The organism is Streptomyces sp. NPDC043812, assembly GCF_056436245.1.
In genome coordinates this window covers 145,035-164,046 of record NZ_JBWKCY010000006.1, presented here as the reverse complement: position 1 = coordinate 164,046, position 19,012 = coordinate 145,035, and the positions used below count along the sequence as shown (strand labels likewise).

Here is a 19,012-nt window from a genome sequence, read left to right as displayed (position 1 = left end):
CGCGCCCGTGCCTACCTCACCGGTAGTTCACGAACTGCAGCGCGAAGTCGAAGTCCTGCCCCTTGAGCAGTGCCTGTACGGCCTGCAGATCGTCCCGGCTCTTGGAGCTGACACGCAGCTCCTCGCCCTGGACCTGAGCCTTGACACCCTTCGGGCCCTCGTCGCGGATGATCTTCGCCACCTTCTTGGCGTTGTCCTGGGAGATGCCCTCCTCGATCGAGGCGAAGATCTTGTACTCCTTGCCGGAGAGCTGCGGCTCGCCCGCGTCGAGTGCCTTCAGCGAGATTCCGCGCTTGACCAGCTTCGTCTGGAAGACGTCGAGGATCGCCGCGACGCGGTCCTCGGAGTTCGCCTGCATCAGGATCTTCTCGCCGGACCAGGCGATCGAGGCACCGACGTTCTTGAAGTCGTAGCGCTGGGAGATCTCCTTGGCGGCCTGGTTGAGGGCGTTGTCGACCTCCTGCCGCTCGACCTTCGAGACGATGTCGAAACTGGAGTCGGCCATGTCCTGTGGCTCCTTTGTCGGGTGCGTGGAGGCGCGTCCGGAACACCCGGACGGCTCCGTCAAGCCTAGCCATCCGCGCCCGCCCCGAGTGCTGATCAATCCGGTGGCGAAGCACCCCTGCACATCAGGTATCGTTTACGTCGTTGCCACGGAGCACCGCCCCGAAGGGGTGTCTCAAGGCGACATCCCATGGCGGTGTGCCCGAGTGGCCAATGGGAACGGACTGTAAATCCGTCGGCTTAGCCTACCCAGGTTCGAATCCTGGCGCCGCCACGTGATGAAGATGGCCCCTGATCTGCGGAAACGCAGGTCAGGGGCCATCGTCGTTGCTGCCGCCGGCAGATCGAGCCGTCGCGCACTGTCTCTCTGTTTCACGTCTCTACCGGCTGTTGTGGAGGGGGCGTGGACGGGACTTCCGATGTCTACCTGCGGCGATGAGCAGGCGTCGCAAGTCCCCGGGGCTGCTGCCCCCGAACGGGCTCCAGCCGGAGCTGCCGCGGAGCCGACTTCAGATGAGCCGAGAGGTCCGGCAGGGGCGGTACCTCGCCCGCCGTGAACCAGAGCAGGACCTCCTCACCGGTCCGGACCGGCAGCGCGGGGAAAGTGTTCTCCGCGTGCTCGGAGCGGTGTACCGCCTGCGCAGGGGTCCCGGCGGCGGCCAGCGCGGGGCGCAGGTGCTGCTCGAAGTGGTCGGCGAAGGCCGTATCCATGGGGTGGCAGATTGTCGCGACGACCGGCCCTGCGGTGTCCGGGGCGGTGAAGCCCGGTCCGCGCAGCAGGAGCACGTCGTCCGAGTCCAGCATGGTCGCGTTGGCCCTCTCGCGGTGTGCCTGCCAGACGGGGCCGTCGTAGAAGGCGTGCAGCGCCCGGGCCCGCTCTGCCATATCCGGGAAGCTGCGCAGCCAGACGAAGCGGTCCGAGTCGTCCAGGTCCCGGAACCGGCCTCCTACGGTGATGCCGGCCGCCTCCTGCCCGGTGACGAATTCCCGCTCGAAGAGGTCGACCAGGGTGTCCCGGGCGCCCGGGCGGAGGGTGTATTGCCGGAGTTCGACGATGACGTCCATGGCCGGAGACTAGGGACAGTTCACTGACATCTCCTGTCAGTGGACTGGGTGAACTGGCAGCGCACGCAGGACACCGCCGGGCGGACAGGACTTTGACGACACCGCCTGCCCCTTGAAAGGCGTCGAGTGCCACCGCCCGGTCCCGCTTGGGTCGAGGCCGGTCCACACTCTCTGAGTCGGGCGGAGATCTTCGCGTTCGCGGCCTCGTCGCCACCCTTCAGGTACTTCGCATCGCAGGACAAGGCAATGCCGTCGCTGCCCTGAGCGCGGTCGGCGCCCGGCTCAATAGCCGACGGGGCCGGGCCTCGCCCGGGCCCGGTCGCGGAAATACGCGGCCGCCCCCACCAGCACCGCCGCCCCCAGCCCGTACAGGGGCAGCCACAGAGTCGTCGTGGCCGCCAGGCACTCGGCAACGGCCTTGCGGGCCTGGGCCTCCTGCGCGAACGCCAGAGCGGCACCGTCACTGCCGGCCAGGTTCCCCAGCGCGGCCTGCACCCGGAGGGCCTCGTACCTGCCCATCAGCCCGCACTCGCTGCGCGTGCCCGGCATCGGGAACAGCCAGGCCCGGCGCTGCAGCAGGGGTGCAAGTGCGATCGCCACGCACAGGCCGACGACCAGCGCGTACGCGACCAGGCCGCGCATGTACGCCGAGCGAATGTCCGGCGTCCACTCCGCCCGTCGCTGGAAGGCGAGCATCACCGCAAGGAGCGTCACCCCGATGAACGTGGCGAACCACTGCCACGAGCCCTGGGCGAACGCGAACGTCAACACCGCGGCGAGTCCGATGCCGATGACTCCGGGAGCGGGAATGTCATCGCCTGCTGCGACGGATGCCGGCCTCGGGGTCACTCGGGGGCTGGGATCGCTCACGGGCCTCTCCTGCAGGGGGAGGCATCAGCATCCGCCGCGCGGCGCCGCGGCCCTGGGCACCATGCCGTACGGGCCCGGCGCCTCGCCCGGATGGCCTGCACCTGGTCGGCCGCGCGGGCCACCGGCCGGGACGGCGCCTGGGCCGCCTCTTCCGGATCATGCCTGGCACGCGCTGCCTGCCACGCACCTTGCTGCGTTGTCGGAGCGTTCAGACGATGTCCAGTGATGTACCGAAGACTGAGTGCGTCTCGTCGCAGGCCGAGCGGGAGCTGATCATTCCTACGGGTGTGTGCGCTCCGGGCGGTCAGCGGCAGTGGTCGGAGCCGGCTGCCAGGTCACCCGTCCCTTGATGTTCGGCGCGCCGCCCGAATCCGCGGGCAGGTCGGCCACCACCACGCCCTCCACCGACTGACCAGGGGCAAGGCTGCCGTACTCGCATCGGATGGCGTCAGCCGTGGCCTCGCACGGCTCGCTCACCTCCGCGACTGGCAGCTCGGGGGTGATCCTGTGGGTCAGGACGAGCTGGTCGATCTCCTGGTCACCGGGATTGGTCACCGTCCAGCTCCAGGTGACCTTGTCCCCGTCCTCGGAGATCTCAGGGCTGGCGTAGGTGAACTCGAGCTCTTCGTCCGCCGACGCGCTGGACGCGTTGACCACGCCAAGACCCGTCAGGGCGGTTGCCGTGAGCACAAGGGCCGCAATCCTGGACCGCATGGAGTCCCGCTTTCGTCGAGGCCGCACCACGAGCTGATGCGTGACGATCTCCTAACCCCCACGGCCCTGCTGACGGAACGCCAGTCCACCTGTTCAGACCACACTCCGCAACGGGCTGCCCGCGGGGGGATGCTGCTGGTCCTCGACGGCGAGACACCGCTCGGCCGGCGCCTCTCGTGAGGATCAGGCCGGACCTGGCCCCGCCGTCGCGGCCCGGCTGCCGCGGCGCAGGCCGACGAGCTCGGCGACCGTGTCCAGCCAGCGTGCGGCGCGCGCCTGGTCATCCGGTGTGTCGGCGACCTGCGCGGCGGTCTCCAGCCAGTCCCGCAGGCATGCGGACGCGGTCCCCGACGGCAGGGGCTCGGCCAGCCCCGCCGCGTACGCGAGGCCGCCGGCCCGGACGATCTTCGCGACGTACCTCACCGAGCGCGGCAGCACTCCGAGCCGGTCGAGGGTGATGGCGGCGGCGATCGCACCGTCGCCGAAGAGCATGCTGCGGAAGGCGTCGCGCCTGAGGCCGTGGCGCAGCAGTGCCTCGATGTCGGTGGCGGCGAGCACCTCGTCGTCGGTACGCGGGGAGGGGGCGTGGACCATCGTCGTTCCGTTCCGGTCCGGCTCAGCGGACGGTGATCGTATAGAGGTAGTAGGCGGGTTCCTGGTCCGAGTTCTTCGGGGTGCTCGTGGCTGTCGGCACCGGCGACGCTGCGACCTCGTCGGCGCTGTGGCACCGCGCGTAGGGGCAGAACACCAGCTTCACCGTCGTCTTCCCGGACGAGAGTCCGGTGAAGTCGAAGAACTGGGCTCCGTCACTGACGTCGCCGGTGTGCTCGCGGTTGCCCCGGTACTCCAGGACGTCCGGGTCCGGGCGCGGGTCCGCCAGGTACCAGTTCTGGCCGAGCTCCATGGCGGCCGGCACCTCCAGCGTGAACTTCTCGCCGCGGTCGACCGAGATGGTCCGCTCGTCGGTCTCGTACGCGGAGTCGCCGCAGCCGGTGAGGACAAGAAGCAGGGCGGCCAGCACGGGCGCCGTACGCAGGGAAGATCGCATGGACACCATCAATCCTGTTCGATGTAGACGGTGCTGACATCGCCGTTACGGCCCTTGGAGAAGCGGTCGTCGGTGGCCGCGCTGAGGTCGCCGTTGATGAAGTCGTCCTCGCTCACCCACGTGGTGGTGCCCCAGGGGTTGTAGATCTGCAGCTTCCCGTCCTCCTGCCCGACGATCATCACGCTGTGGCCGATCCACTCGCCTTCCGCGTCCTTGCCGGAGATGTTGATGGGGACCGGCTTGCCATCGGCCACGGACTTCTCGATGTCGGGCAGGACACCGCGCCGGTCGTCGGCGCCGTCCATCTCCTGCGTGTCGTACTTGTCGCCGGTGTGCGGGCCGAGTTCCTTGTTCGAGATCTCCTCCTGCCCGTCGGAGTCCATCCCGGCCGGGTGGCGGTCCCACCACCAGCCGTCGTAGTCGCCGTCGCCCTCGTCGTTCATCCGGAACTGCTCGTCGTGCAGGCGCTTGCGGAAGTGGTCGGGGTCATCGTCCTGGCCGTCGGGACCGCCGGTGAGTTCGAGGGCGTAGACCGGGTCGACCAGGGCGCGCGCGGTGACCGTCGAGGACGGGACGCAGGTCGCGTCGTCCTGGGACCATTTCTCGTCACCGAACTTCTGATCCTCCTTCCCCGTGGTCGAGCCGGTGGTGACCGGCGTCAGGTGCTCCGCGAGCCACGCCGAGTCCTTGCCGTGGATCTTCCCTCCGAACTCCTCGACCTCGCCGACGTCGTAGCCCGAGGCGAGGGCCTTCATGAGGTACGCCTTCTCCTGCGGGCTCGACGCGTTCGCCAGGAGCCGTTCCATACGGGCCCGTTCGGCGGGCGAGAGGTTCTCCATGGCACGGCCCGACCGTTCGAGGTCGTTGGCGCTGAGGATCTCGTTCAGTTCGGCGCTGCCGCCGACGTTGCTCGTGTCGGCGAGGGCGAGGCGGTCGGCGGCGGTCAGTTCGTCGGTGTCCATCTGACCGGCGCGGGCCTCGGCGGCGAACTTGTTGAGGTCGCGGGCCGCGACGCGGGCGGCGTCGTCGGCGCCGACGGCCGCCGTGTGCAGGTCGTCGACGCCGTGGGAGGCCAGCGAGCGGGCCCGCAGACGGACCTCCTCCTCGTCGTCGTCCTCGTGCCAGTCGTCGAAGAAGCCGTCCTTGCCGCCGAGCATGGTGCGGGCGTCCCGCAGCTTGCCGCGGCCGGTGCCGTCCGTGGTCTGCGCGATCTCCAGCGCGTCGGACAGCGCGATCAGTGCCTTGCCGCCGCCCCGGAACGCCTCGATCATCTGCTGGGCGTCGCGGGAGGCGGCGCCCACCACCTCGGAGGCGAGGACGCTCGTGTCGCCGACCCAGATCTGCGGAAGACCCGTGCGGGCGATCCTGTCGATCCGGTCGCTCACCGCGTCGGCCTCGTCGGTCTGGCCGGTGTAGCGCTTGCCCAGGGCCTCGATCACCTTCGGGTCGCCGACCGGTGCCGAGACGCCGAGGGCGTCGTCGATCGCGTCGATCAGGTCGTTCTTGCTGCCGGCCGAGGAGATGCGCCCGCGCAGGCCGTTGAGCTTCTGCCTGCGGTCGTTCGTGGATTCCGTCATGGACGCGTGCCCCGTCAGTAGGCGGCCAGCGCGGACGGGCGCTGGGCGTGGGCCGGCATCGTGCTGACGGCCGCGTCGTCCGCCGAGCCGACGGAGACGGCTTGCGCTCCCGTACGGACGTCGATGTCGGAACCGCGGTACGCGTGGCTGGAGAGACGGACTTTGTTCGCGAGTTCGTGCAGGGCCGCTTCGAGGACCTTGGTCTCGGCCTCCCAGGCGGCCGCGAACTCGTTGAACGCGGGCCCGGTGTCGGAGCCGCCGAGGGCGTCCTGCGTGTAGCACATCGTGCTGGCGACGGCCTTGCGGATCTTGCCCACGTCGTTGCCGGAACCGTCCAGTTCGCCGGCCTGGCCCGACATGCCCTTGTGCCCGACCTGGTAGCCCCCCGAAGAGGTCATGGCCCTTCCCCCGTTTCTGCTTCCCCGACCCCGACACACCTTCCGAACAGGGAAGTTGCGCCAGGTCACAACCGTCAGGAAGTTAGCAGATGACTGCCATGGACACGCCCGCCGCCACAGGTTCCCCACAGGGCTCCCGTGTATGTGCCACCCGGCGACGAGCGCCGCGCCCACCGCAAAAGCCGAAGGGCCGCACCCTCATCCAGAAAGCGTCCGACCCCTGGGGTGCGGCCCTTGGGCCGTATCGGTGAACCGCGGTGCCACGTGACCAGACCTCGTGACTTCCGCCCGTCGCAGGGCCGGCACCCTTCTGGCTCGCCGCTGATCAAGAGGCGCACCGGACCCGTCCCGGAAGCTCCCAAGGCTTTTCAGCGAGGCGGGCCCCTCCTGAAAAGCCGCCCGAAGCGGAGGCGGGGGCGGGGGCGAGCCCCCCAAGGGGCGTGGCCACCACGGCTTGAAGGTGGTGCAACGCCCGTCCTGGAGAGACGGAGGAGAACATCTCCCGGCCTCCGCCACCCCGACCGCCGTCACCGTCAACGTGGGCGGTACTGGCGGTTTGACGCTGTCCACTGCTGCGCGGGCAGGGATGGGGCATGCCCCTCGCCGGCTACGGCGTACGCGTGAAGGACCGGCGGTAGGAGCGGGGCGGGACTCCCCGACGCCGTACGAACTGTGAGCGCAGGACGGCCGCGCTTCCGAAGCCGACCAGGCGGGCGATCTCCTCGACAGGGAAGTCCGTGGTCTCCAGGAGTTCCTCGGCGCGGCTGAGCCGCAGGCCGAGCAGCCAGGCGTGCGGGGTGGTGCCGGTCGAGGCGGCGAAACGGCGGGCGAAGGAGCGCCTGCTCATCAGGGATCGGCGGGCCAACTCCGCCACGGGAAGCGGCTCGTGGAGGTGCTCGCGGGCCCAGGCGAGCACGTCGGCAAGCCGATCGTCATGGCAGTTCTCGGGGGCCGGGGTGGCCAGGTACTGGGCTTGGCCACCGTCGCGGTGGGACGGCAGAACCAGGTCTCGGGCGATGGCGTTGGCCGTGGCAGCTCCGTACTCCCGCCGCAGAAGGTGCAGGCACAGGTCGAAGCCGGCGGCGGCTCCCGCGCCCGTGGCGATCCGGCCTTCGTCGATGTACAGGGCGTCGGGTTCGACGGTGACGTCGGGGTGGCGGTCGGCCAGCAGACCGGCGAACCGCCAGTGGGTGGTGGCGCGCCGCCCGTCGAGCAGGCCGGCCGCGGCGAGCGCGAAGGCGCCGACGCAGTGTCCCGCGACCAGCGCACCGCGCTCATGTGCGGCGGTCAGCGCCTCGAGCACGGCGGGTCCCGGCGGTGTACGGAACTCGGCCCACGGCAGGGCGATCACCAGATCGGCGGCGGCCAGCCGGTCCAGGCCGTGCTCGACCACGATCGGCAGCCCGACATCACTGCGGATCCGTCCGGGCCGGTCGGTGCACAGGGCGAAGTCGAAGCGGGGCAGGTCCGGGCCGCGCGCGTCGAACACCTCGGAGGCGATGCCGGCTCCGAGCATCCCGACACCGGGCGGGGCGTAGGCGGCGACGGTCACGAAGGGCGGCATGCGGGGCAGTGTGGCACGATTCCTGCGATCAGTGGCAGTGCGGCCACTCGTGAAGGAGGCTTCTGCCCCGAAGACTTGGGGTCATGACAGACGCACCGCTCGGCCGCAGCGCCACCTACAGGATCCTGACCACCGGCTACACCCTCTCCACCGGCCCCGGGGTGGCCGCCACCGTCTCCTACATCAGTGACGGGGAACGCCGCGTGATCGTCGACCCGGGAATGGTGGCCGGCCGCGAGCGGATCCTCGGTCCGCTCGCCGAGTCGGGGATCGGCCCCGATGACATCACCGACGTGGTGCTCAGCCACCACCATCCCGACAACACCATGAACGTCGGCCTCTTCGGCCGGGCTCGCGTCCACGACCACAAGGCGATCTACCAGAACGACCAGTGGACCGACCGCGACGCCGAGGGCTACGAACTGACCTCCTCGCTCAGGCTGATCCGCACCCCGGGTCACAGCCGCGAGGACATCACCCTGCTGGCAGGCACGGACTCGGGTGTGGTGGCCTTCGTGGGTGACCTGTGGTGGCGTCCCAACGGCCCGGTGGACGACCCGGTGGCCCCGGACCACGAGATGCTGCTGGAGTCCCGGCTCCGGGTACTCGCCGCCGCGGATCTGATCGTGCCCGGCCACGGCGCCGCGTTCCCGGCCGACGACACCGCGCCGCGCTAGGGCGTTGAGCACGGCCGCGATGAAGATGGCCCCTGAGCTGCGGAAACGCGGATCAGGGGCCATCGTCGTCGGCAGGCCGGATGTCCCCTCTGTCTCGTTCGGGCGAGCTCCCTGGCGGCTGTCCGCCGGAGCGCAGGCCGCCGGCGCGGAGCCGGCGGTGGGCGGCGGAGTGGCCAGGGGGAACCGCCGAGGGAAGGTCGGTGACCCCGCCATGCGCGAGGTGACCCCGCCGAGCGAGCCTGGTGCCTCCAGCCCTCGGGCCACCGCTCGCGGCATAGTGGAGGGCATGAACGCAGACGGCAGGAACGGTCTGGCCGGGGCACGCGTGGCGACCAGGCTTCCGGCCCAGAACCTGGACCGGGCGCGGCGTTTCTACTCCGAGCAGCTCGGTCTGGAGCCCGTCGATGAACGGCCCGGTGGGCTGCTGTACCGGTGCCAAGGCGTGGAGTTCGCGCTGTTCCAGTCGACGGGAGCCTCTCCCGGCACCTTCACGCAGATGGGGTGGCAGGTCGACGACGTAGAAGCTGTCGTGTCGGAACTCAGACGGCGCGGCGTGGTGTTCGAGGAGGTCGACGTCCCCGGGCTTCGCACGCGGGACGGGATCGCCGAGATCGACGGGAACTACCCGAGCAAGGGCGCCAGGGGCGAACGCGCCGCCTGGTTCCGTGACAGCGAGGGGAACATGCTGGGCGTCGGCGAGCCGGTCGTCTGAGTCGGGCACCCGATCGGCGCCCGGAAACGCCCCCACGCCCGGCAGGCGCAAGGCCGGGCGGGCCGGATCGCCCGCCGCCCACGCCCCTGCGCGACGCCCGTGTCAGTCCGCCAGTCGGAACGCCAGCTCGATCTCCCACTTCGACGGGTCCGGTTCCACCCGGGGGTCGGTCAGATACGACTCCAGCCTGCACGCCCAGTGCTCGACCCCGTCGACGTCCGTCATGTCCCAGTCCAGGCCCTCTCGTGCCGCCCACGCCCGCAGAGCCGTGACGACGCCGAACAGCTGGTCGGGATGGCCGAGGTGCCTGACGGTCGCGTAGCGGCCTGCCGGCAGCAGCGCCACGCCGATGTCGCCCTCCGGCACGGGCAGGGACGTGACGGGCATGCCCGCCTCGACCGCCGACACCCCTTCCATGTCGAGGGTGTTGAAGCGGAAGAACGGCGCCCCGGCGAACTCCGCGCCCCGGCCGCTCAGCCAGCCGATCAGTTCGGGCAGCCGGTCGGCGAGCACGGCGAAGTTGTCCAGGCGTACCGAGCCACGGACGTAGGCGTACGGCTGCTCGCCGCGTTCGACGATCGCGGGGTGGATCTCCGGTGTGTGACGATTCATGACCTCAAGGACCCTCGGGGCAGGCGAAATTCATCGGTGGGGGCGCAGCGGCCGGGCCGCGGGCCGGTGAACGGCCCTCGATCACCGGGTCAGTTCCCGGCGACATCCTTCACCGCCACCGCCACGGGAACCGAGCCGCTGATCAGCTCCAGCGTCAGACCGGCCGTGGCAGTCGACTCCGTCATCTCCGCGAGCACCGCAGCCACATCGTCCCGCGGTACCGGCCCGCGCCCTGTCGACGCCCCGAGCCGTACCAGCCCCTTGCCCGCGTCGTTCGTGAGCGCACCGGGCCGCAGGATCGTCCAGTCCAGGCCGGTCTTGCCGCGCACGTAGTCGTCGGCCGCGCCCTTCGCCCGCAGATATGCGTCGAACACCTCGTCGCCCTCGTGCTGCGCGTCGGCGCCCATGGACGAGACCACGATGTACCGGCGTACGCCCGCCCGTTCCGCCGCGTCGGCGAAGAGCACCGCCGCGCCGCGGTCCACGGTGTCCTTGCGGGCGACGCCGCTGTTCGGACCCGCGCCGGCTGCGAAGACCGCCGCGTCCGCGCCTTGGAGCACCGCTGCCGCCTCCTCCACGGAGGCCGACTCCAGATCCAGCAGCACCGGCTCGGCTCCGGCTTCCCGCAGGTCGTCGCCCTGATCGAGACTGCGGATGATGCCCGCGACCTCGTGTCCGCCCGCCGAGAGCAGTCGCTCGAGCCGGAGTGCGATCTGACCGTGTCCACCAGCTATGACAATGCGCATGCTTACGACCGTACGTCCGAAGCACGGCCCGCGCTCAGGAAGTGGCGGGCGACGCGGCCGCAGTGCCCTACGGGCAGGTGTCCGGCCGCCCCTGACGCGGCAGTTCGAGCGCCACGGTGGCCGCCGAGTCGCAGTACTCGCGTACGGCGCTGGTGCGGGCCACCACCCGCCCGCGGTGGATGACGATGCGGCTGTAGGCGAGGGACAGTACGCCCGAGAGACGCTCTCCGCGCACAGCCAGCAGTTCGGCCGGAAACCCCGCCTCGACACGTACTTCGGGAAGGCCCATCACCGTGCGGGCGGTGCCGGCCACGCAGCCGTACGCGTCCGACGGGCGCATTCCCGCCTGGGAGGCCAGCAGATAGGCGGCCTCCAGCGGATCGCCGCGGCCCACCGGGTTGCAGATGATGTCCCGCAGCGCGCCGCTGCCGGCCGCGACGGTGACGCCGGCGGCGCGCAGCAGCCGTACGGGGGCGTTCCCGCGGTGCTCGATACCGGCGCAGCCGCCCTGGGGCAGGGAGACGACGGTGACCCCGGCCGCCGCGAGGCGGTCGGCGGCACGGGCGGCGACGTCGCGCGGCAGCCGGGAGAGTCCGGCGCAGGGGCCGATCGTGACGCCGGGGCGCAACCCGCCGGCCATGGCTGCCAGCCGGGCGAGGCGTGCCGGATCGTCGCCGTGTGTGTGCAGATCGACGGGGCAGCCGTGCTCGGCGGCGATCTCCAGGACTGCCTCGACGTACCCGGTGGGGTCGGGGTCGGCGTTGGGGCAGCCGCCCACCACCCCGGCGCCCATCTTCATGGCGTCGCGCAGGATCGCCATGCCCTCGGCGCCTGCGACCCCGGTCAGCAGCCGGGGCACGGCGACCGCGGTGAGATCGGCGAGACCGCGCAGCGAACGCCGTGCCTGCAGTACCGCTTCCAGCGCGCCGAGCCCTTGCACGTCCCCGATGCGCACATGGGAGCGCAACGCGGTCGCGCCGTGTCCCACCTGCAGCAACGCGGCCTCGGTCGCGCGGCGCCGGATGTCGTCGGGCTCGTACGAGACGGGGCCCGGGGTCTCGGCGCTGAGCGCGGTGTCGCCGTGGGTGTGCGGGTCGGCGGGCGCGGGGAGCAGCAGATAGCCGGTCAGATCGACGCGGGCGGAGTGCGGGGGCAGGCTGCCCGCGGTGCCGACCGCCTCGATGCGGCCGCCGCCGAGCCGTACGTCGACGGTGCGGCCGTCGGTGAGGCGCGCGCCGCACAGCAGCAGCGCCGTGTGGTCCGTGGTCGCGCTGTCGGGGGGCTGCGGCTGACTGTCGGGCATCGCGCTCCTGGAGGAGGAGGGTTCGGGGGCCTGCGGCACCGGAAGGGATCACCGAAGGGATCACTCAGCGTGAGTCGAGACTAGGGGCGCTCGGAGTGAGCTTCGAGGAGGAGCGCAATAGTCGTACTGGTGTGGTCACACGCGACGTACGGGACGGGGGTGACGCCGCGGGAGCAAGCCGGACAACGGGTACGTGATGGCGGGGCCGCGGTGGGGCGACGTGCGGGCCGCGCGGGTGCCGGTCCGGGCCGGACAGGGGGCCGCTAAACGGATTTGGGCGATCGGCGGGCGACCGTGTAATGTCTTCATCGCTCGCCCCAATAGCTCAGTCGGTAGAGCGTCTCCATGGTAAGGAGAAGGTCTACGGTTCGATTCCGTATTGGGGCTCTGGTGATCGGTGATCCTCGCCTTCGGGCGAGGGGATCCGTCATCAAAGCGGTGTAGCTCAGTCGGTAGAGCAAGCGGCTCATAATCGCTGTGTCACCGGTTCAAGTCCGGTCACCGCTACACACAGTAGCCGATTGTGGGGTCGGTCCTCCGGTCGGCTACTCTTTATTGTTCCCCCCAGCCTTTGGCGTGGAGGGACACCCATCCGTCCATCCGTCCGTCCAAGGAGCACTCACGTGGCTGCCACCGACGTCCGCCCGAAGATCACGCTGGCCTGCGTGGAGTGCAAGGAGCGGAACTACATCACCAAGAAGAACCGGCGTAACAACCCGGACCGTCTTGAGATGAAGAAGCACTGCCCGCGCTGCAACTCGCACACGGCGCACCGCGAAACGCGCTGAATCAGGCTCGTACACGAGGCCGTCCCCGCTGGGGGCGGCCTCGTGTCGTTTGTGTCGTGGCCGGTCCGTGCACCCTGAGGTCGGACGGACCCGCCCAATCCGTTGGGTCAATCAGGAGGGAGCCAGTCCATGGCGCTCGACCAGTCGTTCGTCGGGCGGACGTATCCGCCCACCGCGCCGTACGAGGTGGGCCGGGAGAAGATCCGCGAGTTCGCCGAGGCGGTGGGCGACCCGAATCCGGCCTACACCGATCCCGAGGCGGCGGGCGCGCTCGGTCACGCCGATGTGATCGCTCCGCCGACCTTCGTGTTCGCCATCACGTTCAAGGCGGCCGGCGAGGTCGTGCAGGATCCGCAGCTTGGGCTGGACTACAGCCGAGTGGTGCACGGGGACCAGAAGTTCGCCTACCGCCGCCCGGTGCGCGCGGGGGACCGGCTGACCGTGACCTCGACCATCGAGTCGATCAAGTCCCTTGCGGGCAACGACATTCTCGACATCCGGGGTGAGGTCCACGACGCGGCCGGCGAGCACGTGGTGACCGCCTGGACGAAGCTGGTGGCACGCGCCGCCGAGGAGGCGTGATGGCAGCGAAGATCGCTTACGCGGACGTGGAGGTCGGCACCGAGCTGCCGGCGCAGAGTTTCCCCGTGACCCGCGCCACGCTCGTGCAGTACGCCGGCGCCTCCGGTGACTTCAACCCGATCCACTGGAACGAGAAGTTCGCCGTCGAGGTCGGTCTCCCGGACGTGATCGCCCACGGCATGTTCACCATGGCCGAGGCGGTCCGTGTGGTGACGGACTGGCTGGGCGACCCGGGTGCGGTCGTCGAGTACGGCGTGCGTTTCACCAAGCCGGTCGTCGTGCCGAACGACGACAAGGGCGCGGTCGTCGAGGTCAGCGGCAAGGTCGCGGCTCTGCTGGACGACAAGCGGGTGCGCGTCGATCTGACGGCGACCTGCGACGGGCAGAAGGTGCTCGGTATGTCCCGCGCCGTGGTCCAGCTCGCCTGAGCCGGGGCAGGGGTGTGGAGAAGGGCGCCTGCCACTGCAGGCGCCCCTTCGACGATCCCGCGGGGATCGCCGTCTGAACCCGGTCCGCTCCCCTCTGTACGGCCCCGGTCCGCGGCCCCGCCCGAGTGGCGGGGCCGCGGACCGTACTCTTGTCCCCGTGCAGGAACTTCACGACGCCCCCCTCGCCCCCCTGACCACCTTCCGGCTCGGCGGCCCCGCCACGCGCCTCGTGGTGGCCACGACCGACGACGAGGTGATCGCCGCCGTGCGCGAGGCGGACGACGCCGGCACGCCGCTGCTGATCATCGGCGGCGGAAGCAACCTCGTGATCGGCGACAAGGGCTTCGAGGGCACGGCCCTGCGCATCGCCACCCGCGGCTTCCTGCTCGACGGGACCCGGCTGGAACTCGCCGCGGGCGAGGTCTGGACGGACGCGGTCGCCCGCACCGTCGAGGCGGGCCTCGCGGGAGTCGAGTGCCTCGCAGGCATCCCCGGCTCGGCCGGCGCGACCCCGATCCAGAACGTCGGTGCCTACGGCCAGGAGGTCTCGGGCACCATCACCGAGGTCGTCGCCTACGACCGCACCACCGGCGAGACGGTGACGCTGTCGAACGATGAGTGCGGCTTCTCCTACCGGCACAGCCGCTTCAAGCAGCACCCGGAGCGCTACGTCGTGCTCCGCGTCCGCTTCGCGCTCGAGGACGCGGGCGGCCTCTCGGCTCCCGTGAAGTACGCGGAGACGGCCCGGGCGCTCGGTGTCGAGGTCGGCGACCGCGTCCCGGCCGCCGCCGCGCGCAAGACGGTGCTGGCGCTGCGCGCCGGCAAGGGCATGGTGCTCGACCCCGAGGACCACGACACCTGGTCGGCCGGGTCGTTCTTCACCAACCCGATCCTCACAGCGGCCGAGTACGAGACGTTCCTGACCCGGGTGCGCGACCGCCTCGGCGACGACATCGCCCCGCCCGCCTACCCGGCCGGTGACGGCCTCACCAAGACCTCCGCCGCCTGGTTGATCGACCGGGCCGGCTTCACGAAGGGCTACGGATCCGGCCCGGCCCGGATCTCCACCAAGCACGCGCTCGCCCTCACCAACAGGGGAGAGGCCACCACCGAGGATCTGCTCGCACTGGCTCGCGAGGTGGTGTCCGGAGTACGGGACGCCTTCGGCGTGACGCTCGTCAACGAGCCGGTGACGGTCGGCGTCAGCCTGTAGCGCGCCCGGCGGTGTGCGTCCGGGGGCGTTCGCCCACGAGACGCCCCTCGGGCCGCCGGCCTCGCCCCCGCGCCGCCGTCTTCGGCGGTCACCGACCGGCCTCGACGGCGTACCCGCCGCGTGGCCGGATCAGACTCCCGGGCCCGCCAGCCAGTCGTCGACCCCGGCGAGCAGCTTCTCCCTGACGTCCTCCGGGGCGGCGGAGCCGCGCACCGACTGGCGGGCCAGCTCCGCGAGCTCCTCGTCGGTGAAGCCGTGATGGCGGCGGGCCAGCTCGTACTGCGCCGCGAGCCGCGACCCGAACAGCAGTGGGTCGTCCGCCCCGAGCGCCATCGGGACCCCGGCGTCGAAGAGCGTCCGCAGCGGAACGTCCTCCGGCTTCTCGTACACGCCCAGCGCCACGTTCGACGCCGGGCACACCTCGCAGGTCACCCCGCGCTCGGCCAGCTTGCGCAGCAGCCGGGGATCCTCCGCGGCGCGAACGCCGTGGCCGATGCGGGAGGCGTGCAGATCGTCCAGGCAGTCCCGTACGGAGGCGGGGCCGGTGAGCTCGCCGCCGTGCGGGGCTGCCAGCAGACCGCCCTCGCGGGCGATCGCGAAGGCGCGGTCGAAGTCCCGCGCCATGCCCCGGCGTTCGTCGTTGGACAGCCCGAACCCGACGATGCCGCGGTCCGCGTAGCGCACGGCGAGCCGCGCCAGCGTGCGGGCGTCCAGCGGGTGCTTCATCCGGTTCGCCGCCACCAGGACACGCATCCCGAGACCGGTCTCCCGCGACGCGCTGTCCACCGCGTCGAGAATGATCTCCAGGGCCGGGATCAGCCCGCCGAGGCGCGGCGCGTACGAGGTCGGGTCGACCTGGATCTCCAGCCAGCCCGAGCCGTCCCTGATGTCCTCCTCGGCCGCCTCGCGCACCAGACGCCGGATGTCCTCCGGATCCCGCAGGCAGGACCGGGCCGCGTCGTACAGCCGCTGGAAGCGGAACCATCCCCGCTCGTCGGTGGCGCGCAGCTTGGGCGGCTCCCTGCTGGTCAGTGCCTCGGGGAGGTGCACACCGTGTTTGTCGGCGAGTTCCAGAAGGGTGGTGGGCCGCATCGACCCGGTGAAGTGCAGGTGCAGATGGGCCTTCGGGAGAAGGGAGAGATCGCGTACGTGCTCCATTGGGTGATCCTGCCTCAGTACGCGGCTCCCCGGCAGGGGGTTTCCCCGATCGGGCGCTTGCCCGAACGAAAGACGGAGCGGCGCCCGCCCCCGCAGGGACAGGCGCCGCTCCGTGCATCTCGTGTGCGGTCCCTCTACGCCTTGGCCTCCGCCAGCAGCTTCTGGATCCGGGAGACGCCCTCGACCAGGTCCTCGTCGCCCAGGGCGTACGAAAGACGCAGGTAGCCGGGGGTGCCGAAGGCCTCGCCGGGGACGACCGCGACCTCGACCTCGTCGAGGATCAGGGCGGCGAGCTCGACGGAGGACTGCGGGCGCTGACCGCGGATCTCCTTGCCGAGCAGCCCCTTCACCGACGGGTACGCGTAGAACGCGCCCTCGGGCGTCGGGCACAGCACACCGTCGATCTCGTTGAGCATCCGCACGATGGTCTGGCGGCGCCGGTCGAAGGCCTCGCGCATCTTCGCGACGGCGTCCAGGTCGCCGGACACGGCGGCCAGCGCGGCGACCTGCGCCACGTTGGAGACGTTCGAGGTGGCGTGCGACTGCAGGTTCGTCGCGGCCTTCACGACATCCTTCGGGCCGATGATCCACCCGACGCGCCAGCCCGTCATCGCGTACGTCTTCGCGACGCCGTTGACCACGATGCACTTCTCGCGCAGCGCGGGGACGAGGACGGGCAGCGAGGTGAACGTCGCGTCGCCGTAGACCAGGTGCTCGTAGATCTCGTCGGTCATCACCCACAGACCGTGCTCGGCGGCCCACTCGCCGATCGCGCGGGCGTCGGCCTCGCTGTAGACGGCGCCGGTCGGGTTCGACGGAGAGACGAAGAGGACGACCTTGGTCTTCTCCGTGCGCGCGGCCTCCAGCTGCTCGACCGAGACGCGGTAGCCGGTGGTCTCGTCGGCGACGACGTCGACCGGGACACCGCCCGCGAGGCGGATCGACTCGGGGTAGGTGGTCCAGTACGGGGCCGGGACGATGACCTCGTCACCCGGGTCGAGAATCGCGGCGAACGCCTCGTAGATCGCCTGCTTGCCGCCGTTGGTGACCAGGATCTCGGCGGGGTCGACCTCGTAGCCGGAGTCGCGCAGCGTCTTCTCGGCGATGGCCTTCTTCAGCTCGGGCAGGCCGCCGGCCGGGGTGTAGCGGTGGTACTTCGGGTTGCGGCAGGCCTCGACAGCCGCCTCGACGATGTAGTCGGGCGTCGGGAAGTCGGGCTCACCCGCGCCGAAGCCGATGACCGGACGCCCGGCGGCCTTGAGAGCCTTGGCCTTGGCGTCGACGGCGAGGGTCGCGGACTCGGAGATCGCGCCGATGCGGGCGGAGACCCGGCGCTCGGTGGGAGGGGTTGCAGCGCTCATGCGGCCCATGCTCCCAGACGCCGAACGGACGAGGCACACAGGTTTCATGGACCGGACAACAGTGGTCAGAACTGGACCCGAGGGCATTGTGTTCGACGCCGGGCCTGGGACCACGTACACTCACTCGTCGTTGGCCCTCACCAGCCACGTCCGTGCCGGGCACTTAGTGCATCCGGTCGGATGCGGTAGGTTGGGGGAACCACAAAGGGTCGTAGCTCAATTGGTAGAGCACTGGTCTCCAAAACCAGCGGTTGGGGGTTCAAGTCCCTCCGGCCCTGCTACACACACCTTCGCCAGGCTGTGTGCGCATGTACGTACTTCTATGCACCGCCGTGCGGCTCCACCGGGCGCGGCACGGCCACGACCCGGGAATCAGGTGAGAGATCGTGACGGACGCCGTGGGCTCCATCGACATGCCTGATGCCGAAGACGAGTCGCCGGAATCGAAGAAGAAGAACCGCAAGGGCGGAAAGCGCGGCAAGAAAGGCCCGCTGGGCCGTCTCGGGCTCTTCTACCGGCAGATCGTCGCAGAGTTGCGCAAGGTCGTCTGGCCGACTCGCAATCAACTGACGACGTACACCACAGTGGTGATTGTCTTCGTCGTCATCATGATCGGCCTCGTGACCGTGATTGACTATGGCTTCCAGGAAGCAGTCAAGTACGTCTTCGGCTGATCCGCGGAGGGCGCCGTGATGCGGCGCCCCTTTCGCATGTTCCACCCCTCTGTATCCAGGAAGAAGCAGCCACCGTGTCTGACCCGAACCTGAACGACGCCGTCCAGTCCGGCGAGAGCTTCGAGTCCGCTGAGGACGAGCTCGACATCGTCGAGGCGGCGGACGTGGACCAGGCCGAAGCTGCCGACGCCGCCGCCGGTGAGCCGGCCGAGGAAGCCGCGCTGCACGTCGAGGACGACACCGACACCGACTCCGAGGCTGCCGACGACGTCGCGGCGGACGCCGGGTCCGACGAGGCCGAGTCCGACGACGCCGAGTCCGAGTCCGACGACGAGGCGGAGGTCGAGGCAGAGCCCGAGGCTCCGGTCGACCCCATCACCGCCCTGCGCGACGAGCTGCGTGGCCTGCCCGGCGAGTGGTACGTCATCCACACCTACGCGGGCTACGAGAAGCGCGTGAAGGCCAACCTGGAGCAGCGCGCCGTCTCGCTGAACGTCGAGGACTTCATCTACCAGGCCGAGGTCCCCGAGGAAGAGATCGTCCAGATCAAGAACGGCGAGCGCAAGAACGTCCGGCAGAACAAGCTGCCCGGCTACGTGCTCGTCCGTATGGACCTGACGAACGAGTCCTGGGGCGTCGTCCGCAACACCCCCGGCGTGACCGGCTTCGTGGGCAACGCCTACGACCCGTACCCGCTGACGCTGGACGAGATCGTCAAGATGCTCGCCCCCGAGGCCGAGGAGAAGGCCGCCCGCGAGGCCGCCGAGGCCGAGGGCAAGCCGGCTCCGGCCCGCAAGGTCGAGGTCCAGGTGCTGGACTTCGAGGTCGGCGACTCGGTCACCGTCACCGACGGCCCCTTCGCGACGCTGCAGGCCACGATCAACGAGATCAACGCCGACTCGAAGAAGGTCAAGGGCCTCGTCGAGATCTTCGGCCGCGAGACCCCGGTCGAGCTCAGCTTCGACCAGATCCAGAAGAACTAGCTTCTCCGCGCTCCGCCCTGAGGGGGCGGCCACGC

The 19,012-nt window shown here is 70.4% G+C and carries 22 protein-coding genes and 4 tRNA genes; 12 read left to right on the top strand and 14 right to left on the bottom strand.

Annotated elements, in window-relative coordinates; translation table 11 throughout:
* Positions 1 to 16 precede the first annotated feature (16 nt).
* Entirely contained in the window at positions 17 to 505 is a 489-nt protein-coding gene (locus tag AC067Z_RS11550) for a YajQ family cyclic di-GMP-binding protein (protein WP_478789265.1), read from the bottom strand.
* 191 nt (positions 506 to 696) lie between these two features.
* On the opposite strand from AC067Z_RS11550, the gene AC067Z_RS11545 reads away from it, so the two are divergent.
* Positions 697 to 778, top strand: a tRNA-Tyr gene (locus AC067Z_RS11545).
* A gap of 149 nt (positions 779 to 927) precedes the next feature.
* Here AC067Z_RS11545 and AC067Z_RS11540 read toward each other — a convergent pair.
* From AC067Z_RS11540 to AC067Z_RS11505, 8 genes are all read right to left on the bottom strand, one after another.
* Positions 928 to 1,569: an NIPSNAP family protein gene (locus tag AC067Z_RS11540; RefSeq protein ID WP_478789264.1), complete on the bottom strand. Its 642-nt coding sequence runs from the start codon at positions 1,567 to 1,569 to the stop codon at positions 928 to 930.
* A gap of 282 nt (positions 1,570 to 1,851) precedes the next feature.
* Positions 1,852 to 2,439 carry a hypothetical protein gene (locus AC067Z_RS11535; protein WP_478789263.1) on the bottom strand — a complete coding sequence of 196 codons (588 nt, stop codon included), beginning with the start codon at positions 2,437 to 2,439 and terminating at the stop codon, positions 1,852 to 1,854.
* 279 nt (positions 2,440 to 2,718) lie between these two features.
* Entirely contained in the window at positions 2,719 to 3,129 is a 411-nt protein-coding gene (locus tag AC067Z_RS11530; RefSeq protein ID WP_478789262.1) for a hypothetical protein, read from the bottom strand.
* A gap of 207 nt (positions 3,130 to 3,336) precedes the next feature.
* Positions 3,337 to 3,747, bottom strand: a complete 411-nt coding sequence (locus tag AC067Z_RS11525) for a hypothetical protein (RefSeq protein WP_478789261.1) — start codon at positions 3,745 to 3,747, stop codon at positions 3,337 to 3,339.
* A gap of 22 nt (positions 3,748 to 3,769) precedes the next feature.
* Positions 3,770 to 4,201, bottom strand: coding sequence for a hypothetical protein (locus tag AC067Z_RS11520; protein WP_478789260.1), 432 nt, complete (start codon positions 4,199 to 4,201; stop codon positions 3,770 to 3,772).
* 8 nt (positions 4,202 to 4,209) lie between these two features.
* Positions 4,210 to 5,778 (bottom strand): peptidoglycan-binding protein, encoded by a 1,569-nt coding sequence (locus AC067Z_RS11515; protein ID WP_478789259.1) that lies wholly within the window; start codon positions 5,776 to 5,778, stop codon positions 4,210 to 4,212.
* Positions 5,779 to 5,792: 14 nt separating this feature from the next.
* On the bottom strand, positions 5,793 to 6,176 hold the full coding sequence (locus tag AC067Z_RS11510; RefSeq protein ID WP_478789258.1) for a hypothetical protein: 384 nt from the start codon (positions 6,174 to 6,176) through the stop codon (positions 5,793 to 5,795).
* A 607-nt stretch (positions 6,177 to 6,783) separates the two neighbouring features.
* Positions 6,784 to 7,740 (bottom strand): GlxA family transcriptional regulator, encoded by a 957-nt coding sequence (locus AC067Z_RS11505; RefSeq protein WP_478789257.1) that lies wholly within the window; start codon positions 7,738 to 7,740, stop codon positions 6,784 to 6,786.
* An 83-nt stretch (positions 7,741 to 7,823) separates the two neighbouring features.
* Between AC067Z_RS11505 and AC067Z_RS11500 the strand changes: the two genes are divergently transcribed.
* Both AC067Z_RS11500 and AC067Z_RS11495 read left to right on the top strand, forming a co-directional pair.
* Positions 7,824 to 8,417 carry an MBL fold metallo-hydrolase gene (locus AC067Z_RS11500; protein ID WP_478789256.1) on the top strand — a complete coding sequence of 198 codons (594 nt, stop codon included), beginning with the start codon at positions 7,824 to 7,826 and terminating at the stop codon, positions 8,415 to 8,417.
* Between the two features lie 286 nt (positions 8,418 to 8,703).
* The gene (locus AC067Z_RS11495) at positions 8,704 to 9,129 is read left to right on the top strand and encodes a VOC family protein (RefSeq protein WP_478789255.1); all 426 of its coding nucleotides are present in this window, start codon (positions 8,704 to 8,706) and stop codon (positions 9,127 to 9,129) included.
* Positions 9,130 to 9,231: 102 nt separating this feature from the next.
* Here the strand turns inward: AC067Z_RS11495 and AC067Z_RS11490 are convergent, their stop codons facing one another.
* The 3 genes from AC067Z_RS11490 to AC067Z_RS11480 all read right to left on the bottom strand — a co-directional run bounded on the left by AC067Z_RS11490 (position 9,232) and on the right by AC067Z_RS11480 (position 11,790).
* A complete protein-coding gene (locus AC067Z_RS11490; RefSeq protein ID WP_478789254.1) occupies positions 9,232 to 9,741 on the bottom strand; it encodes a GyrI-like domain-containing protein in 510 nt (169 codons plus the stop codon).
* Between the two features lie 89 nt (positions 9,742 to 9,830).
* Positions 9,831 to 10,487, bottom strand: a complete 657-nt coding sequence (locus AC067Z_RS11485; protein ID WP_478789253.1) for an SDR family oxidoreductase — start codon at positions 10,485 to 10,487, stop codon at positions 9,831 to 9,833.
* 67 nt (positions 10,488 to 10,554) lie between these two features.
* Positions 10,555 to 11,790, bottom strand: a complete 1,236-nt coding sequence (locus AC067Z_RS11480) for an amidohydrolase family protein (protein ID WP_478789252.1) — start codon at positions 11,788 to 11,790, stop codon at positions 10,555 to 10,557.
* 314 nt (positions 11,791 to 12,104) lie between these two features.
* Here AC067Z_RS11480 and AC067Z_RS11475 point away from each other — a divergent pair.
* The 6 genes from AC067Z_RS11475 (at position 12,105) to AC067Z_RS11450 (ending at position 14,801) form a co-directional block, all read left to right on the top strand.
* Positions 12,105 to 12,177, top strand: a tRNA-Thr gene (locus AC067Z_RS11475).
* Between the two features lie 47 nt (positions 12,178 to 12,224).
* Positions 12,225 to 12,297 (top strand) — tRNA-Met (locus AC067Z_RS11470).
* A gap of 116 nt (positions 12,298 to 12,413) precedes the next feature.
* Entirely contained in the window at positions 12,414 to 12,578 is a 165-nt protein-coding gene (gene rpmG / locus AC067Z_RS11465) for a 50S ribosomal protein L33 (protein ID WP_003956487.1), read from the top strand.
* 129 nt (positions 12,579 to 12,707) lie between these two features.
* Positions 12,708 to 13,160: an FAS1-like dehydratase domain-containing protein gene (locus AC067Z_RS11460; protein ID WP_478789251.1), complete on the top strand. Its 453-nt coding sequence runs from the start codon at positions 12,708 to 12,710 to the stop codon at positions 13,158 to 13,160.
* Complete coding sequence (locus AC067Z_RS11455) at positions 13,160 to 13,588, top strand: MaoC family dehydratase (RefSeq protein WP_478789250.1); 429 nt, start codon at positions 13,160 to 13,162, stop codon at positions 13,586 to 13,588. Before AC067Z_RS11460 ends, AC067Z_RS11455 begins: the two co-directional genes overlap by 1 nt.
* Positions 13,589 to 13,745: 157 nt before the next feature.
* A complete protein-coding gene (locus AC067Z_RS11450; RefSeq protein WP_478789249.1) occupies positions 13,746 to 14,801 on the top strand; it encodes a UDP-N-acetylmuramate dehydrogenase in 1,056 nt (351 codons plus the stop codon).
* A gap of 129 nt (positions 14,802 to 14,930) precedes the next feature.
* On the opposite strand, the gene AC067Z_RS11445 is transcribed toward AC067Z_RS11450, so the two are convergent.
* Entirely contained in the window at positions 14,931 to 15,959 is a 1,029-nt protein-coding gene (locus AC067Z_RS11445) for an adenosine deaminase (RefSeq protein ID WP_478789248.1), read from the bottom strand.
* A 134-nt stretch (positions 15,960 to 16,093) separates the two neighbouring features.
* Positions 16,094 to 17,320, bottom strand: coding sequence for a pyridoxal phosphate-dependent aminotransferase (locus tag AC067Z_RS11440; protein ID WP_478789247.1), 1,227 nt, complete (start codon positions 17,318 to 17,320; stop codon positions 16,094 to 16,096).
* Positions 17,321 to 17,525: 205 nt separating this feature from the next.
* Here AC067Z_RS11440 and AC067Z_RS11435 point away from each other — a divergent pair.
* From AC067Z_RS11435 to nusG, 3 genes are all read left to right on the top strand, one after another.
* A tRNA-Trp gene (locus tag AC067Z_RS11435) sits at positions 17,526 to 17,598 on the top strand.
* A gap of 108 nt (positions 17,599 to 17,706) precedes the next feature.
* Positions 17,707 to 17,994 (top strand): preprotein translocase subunit SecE, encoded by a 288-nt coding sequence (gene secE / locus AC067Z_RS11430; protein WP_478789246.1) that lies wholly within the window; start codon positions 17,707 to 17,709, stop codon positions 17,992 to 17,994.
* Positions 17,995 to 18,068: 74 nt separating this feature from the next.
* Complete coding sequence (gene nusG, locus AC067Z_RS11425) at positions 18,069 to 18,977, top strand: transcription termination/antitermination protein NusG (protein ID WP_478789245.1); 909 nt, start codon at positions 18,069 to 18,071, stop codon at positions 18,975 to 18,977.
* Positions 18,978 to 19,012 lie beyond the last annotated feature (35 nt).

What these genes read in the sequence shown, in the direction of transcription:
- AC067Z_RS11550 (WP_478789265.1), bottom strand. Translation starts at nt 505, where the DNA reads ATGGCCGACTCCAGTTTCGACATCGTCTCGAAGGTCGAGCGGCAGGAG.
- AC067Z_RS11540 (WP_478789264.1), bottom strand. Translation starts at nt 1,569, where the DNA reads ATGGACGTCATCGTCGAACTCCGGCAATACACCCTCCGCCCGGGCGCC.
- AC067Z_RS11525 (WP_478789261.1), bottom strand. Translation starts at nt 3,747, where the DNA reads ATGGTCCACGCCCCCTCCCCGCGTACCGACGACGAGGTGCTCGCCGCC.
- AC067Z_RS11520 (WP_478789260.1), bottom strand. Translation starts at nt 4,201, where the DNA reads ATGCGATCTTCCCTGCGTACGGCGCCCGTGCTGGCCGCCCTGCTTCTT.
- AC067Z_RS11515 (WP_478789259.1), bottom strand. Translation starts at nt 5,778, where the DNA reads ATGACGGAATCCACGAACGACCGCAGGCAGAAGCTCAACGGCCTGCGC.
- AC067Z_RS11510 (WP_478789258.1), bottom strand. Translation starts at nt 6,176, where the DNA reads ATGACCTCTTCGGGGGGCTACCAGGTCGGGCACAAGGGCATGTCGGGC.
- AC067Z_RS11505 (WP_478789257.1), bottom strand. Translation starts at nt 7,740, where the DNA reads ATGCCGCCCTTCGTGACCGTCGCCGCCTACGCCCCGCCCGGTGTCGGG.
- AC067Z_RS11500 (WP_478789256.1), top strand. Translation starts at nt 7,824, where the DNA reads ATGACAGACGCACCGCTCGGCCGCAGCGCCACCTACAGGATCCTGACC.
- AC067Z_RS11495 (WP_478789255.1), top strand. Translation starts at nt 8,704, where the DNA reads ATGAACGCAGACGGCAGGAACGGTCTGGCCGGGGCACGCGTGGCGACC.
- AC067Z_RS11490 (WP_478789254.1), bottom strand. Translation starts at nt 9,741, where the DNA reads ATGAATCGTCACACACCGGAGATCCACCCCGCGATCGTCGAACGCGGC.
- AC067Z_RS11485 (WP_478789253.1), bottom strand. Translation starts at nt 10,487, where the DNA reads ATGCGCATTGTCATAGCTGGTGGACACGGTCAGATCGCACTCCGGCTC.
- AC067Z_RS11480 (WP_478789252.1), bottom strand. Translation starts at nt 11,790, where the DNA reads ATGCCCGACAGTCAGCCGCAGCCCCCCGACAGCGCGACCACGGACCAC.
- AC067Z_RS11460 (WP_478789251.1), top strand. Translation starts at nt 12,708, where the DNA reads ATGGCGCTCGACCAGTCGTTCGTCGGGCGGACGTATCCGCCCACCGCG.
- AC067Z_RS11455 (WP_478789250.1), top strand. Translation starts at nt 13,160, where the DNA reads ATGGCAGCGAAGATCGCTTACGCGGACGTGGAGGTCGGCACCGAGCTG.
- AC067Z_RS11445 (WP_478789248.1), bottom strand. Translation starts at nt 15,959, where the DNA reads ATGGAGCACGTACGCGATCTCTCCCTTCTCCCGAAGGCCCATCTGCAC.
- AC067Z_RS11440 (WP_478789247.1), bottom strand. Translation starts at nt 17,320, where the DNA reads ATGAGCGCTGCAACCCCTCCCACCGAGCGCCGGGTCTCCGCCCGCATC.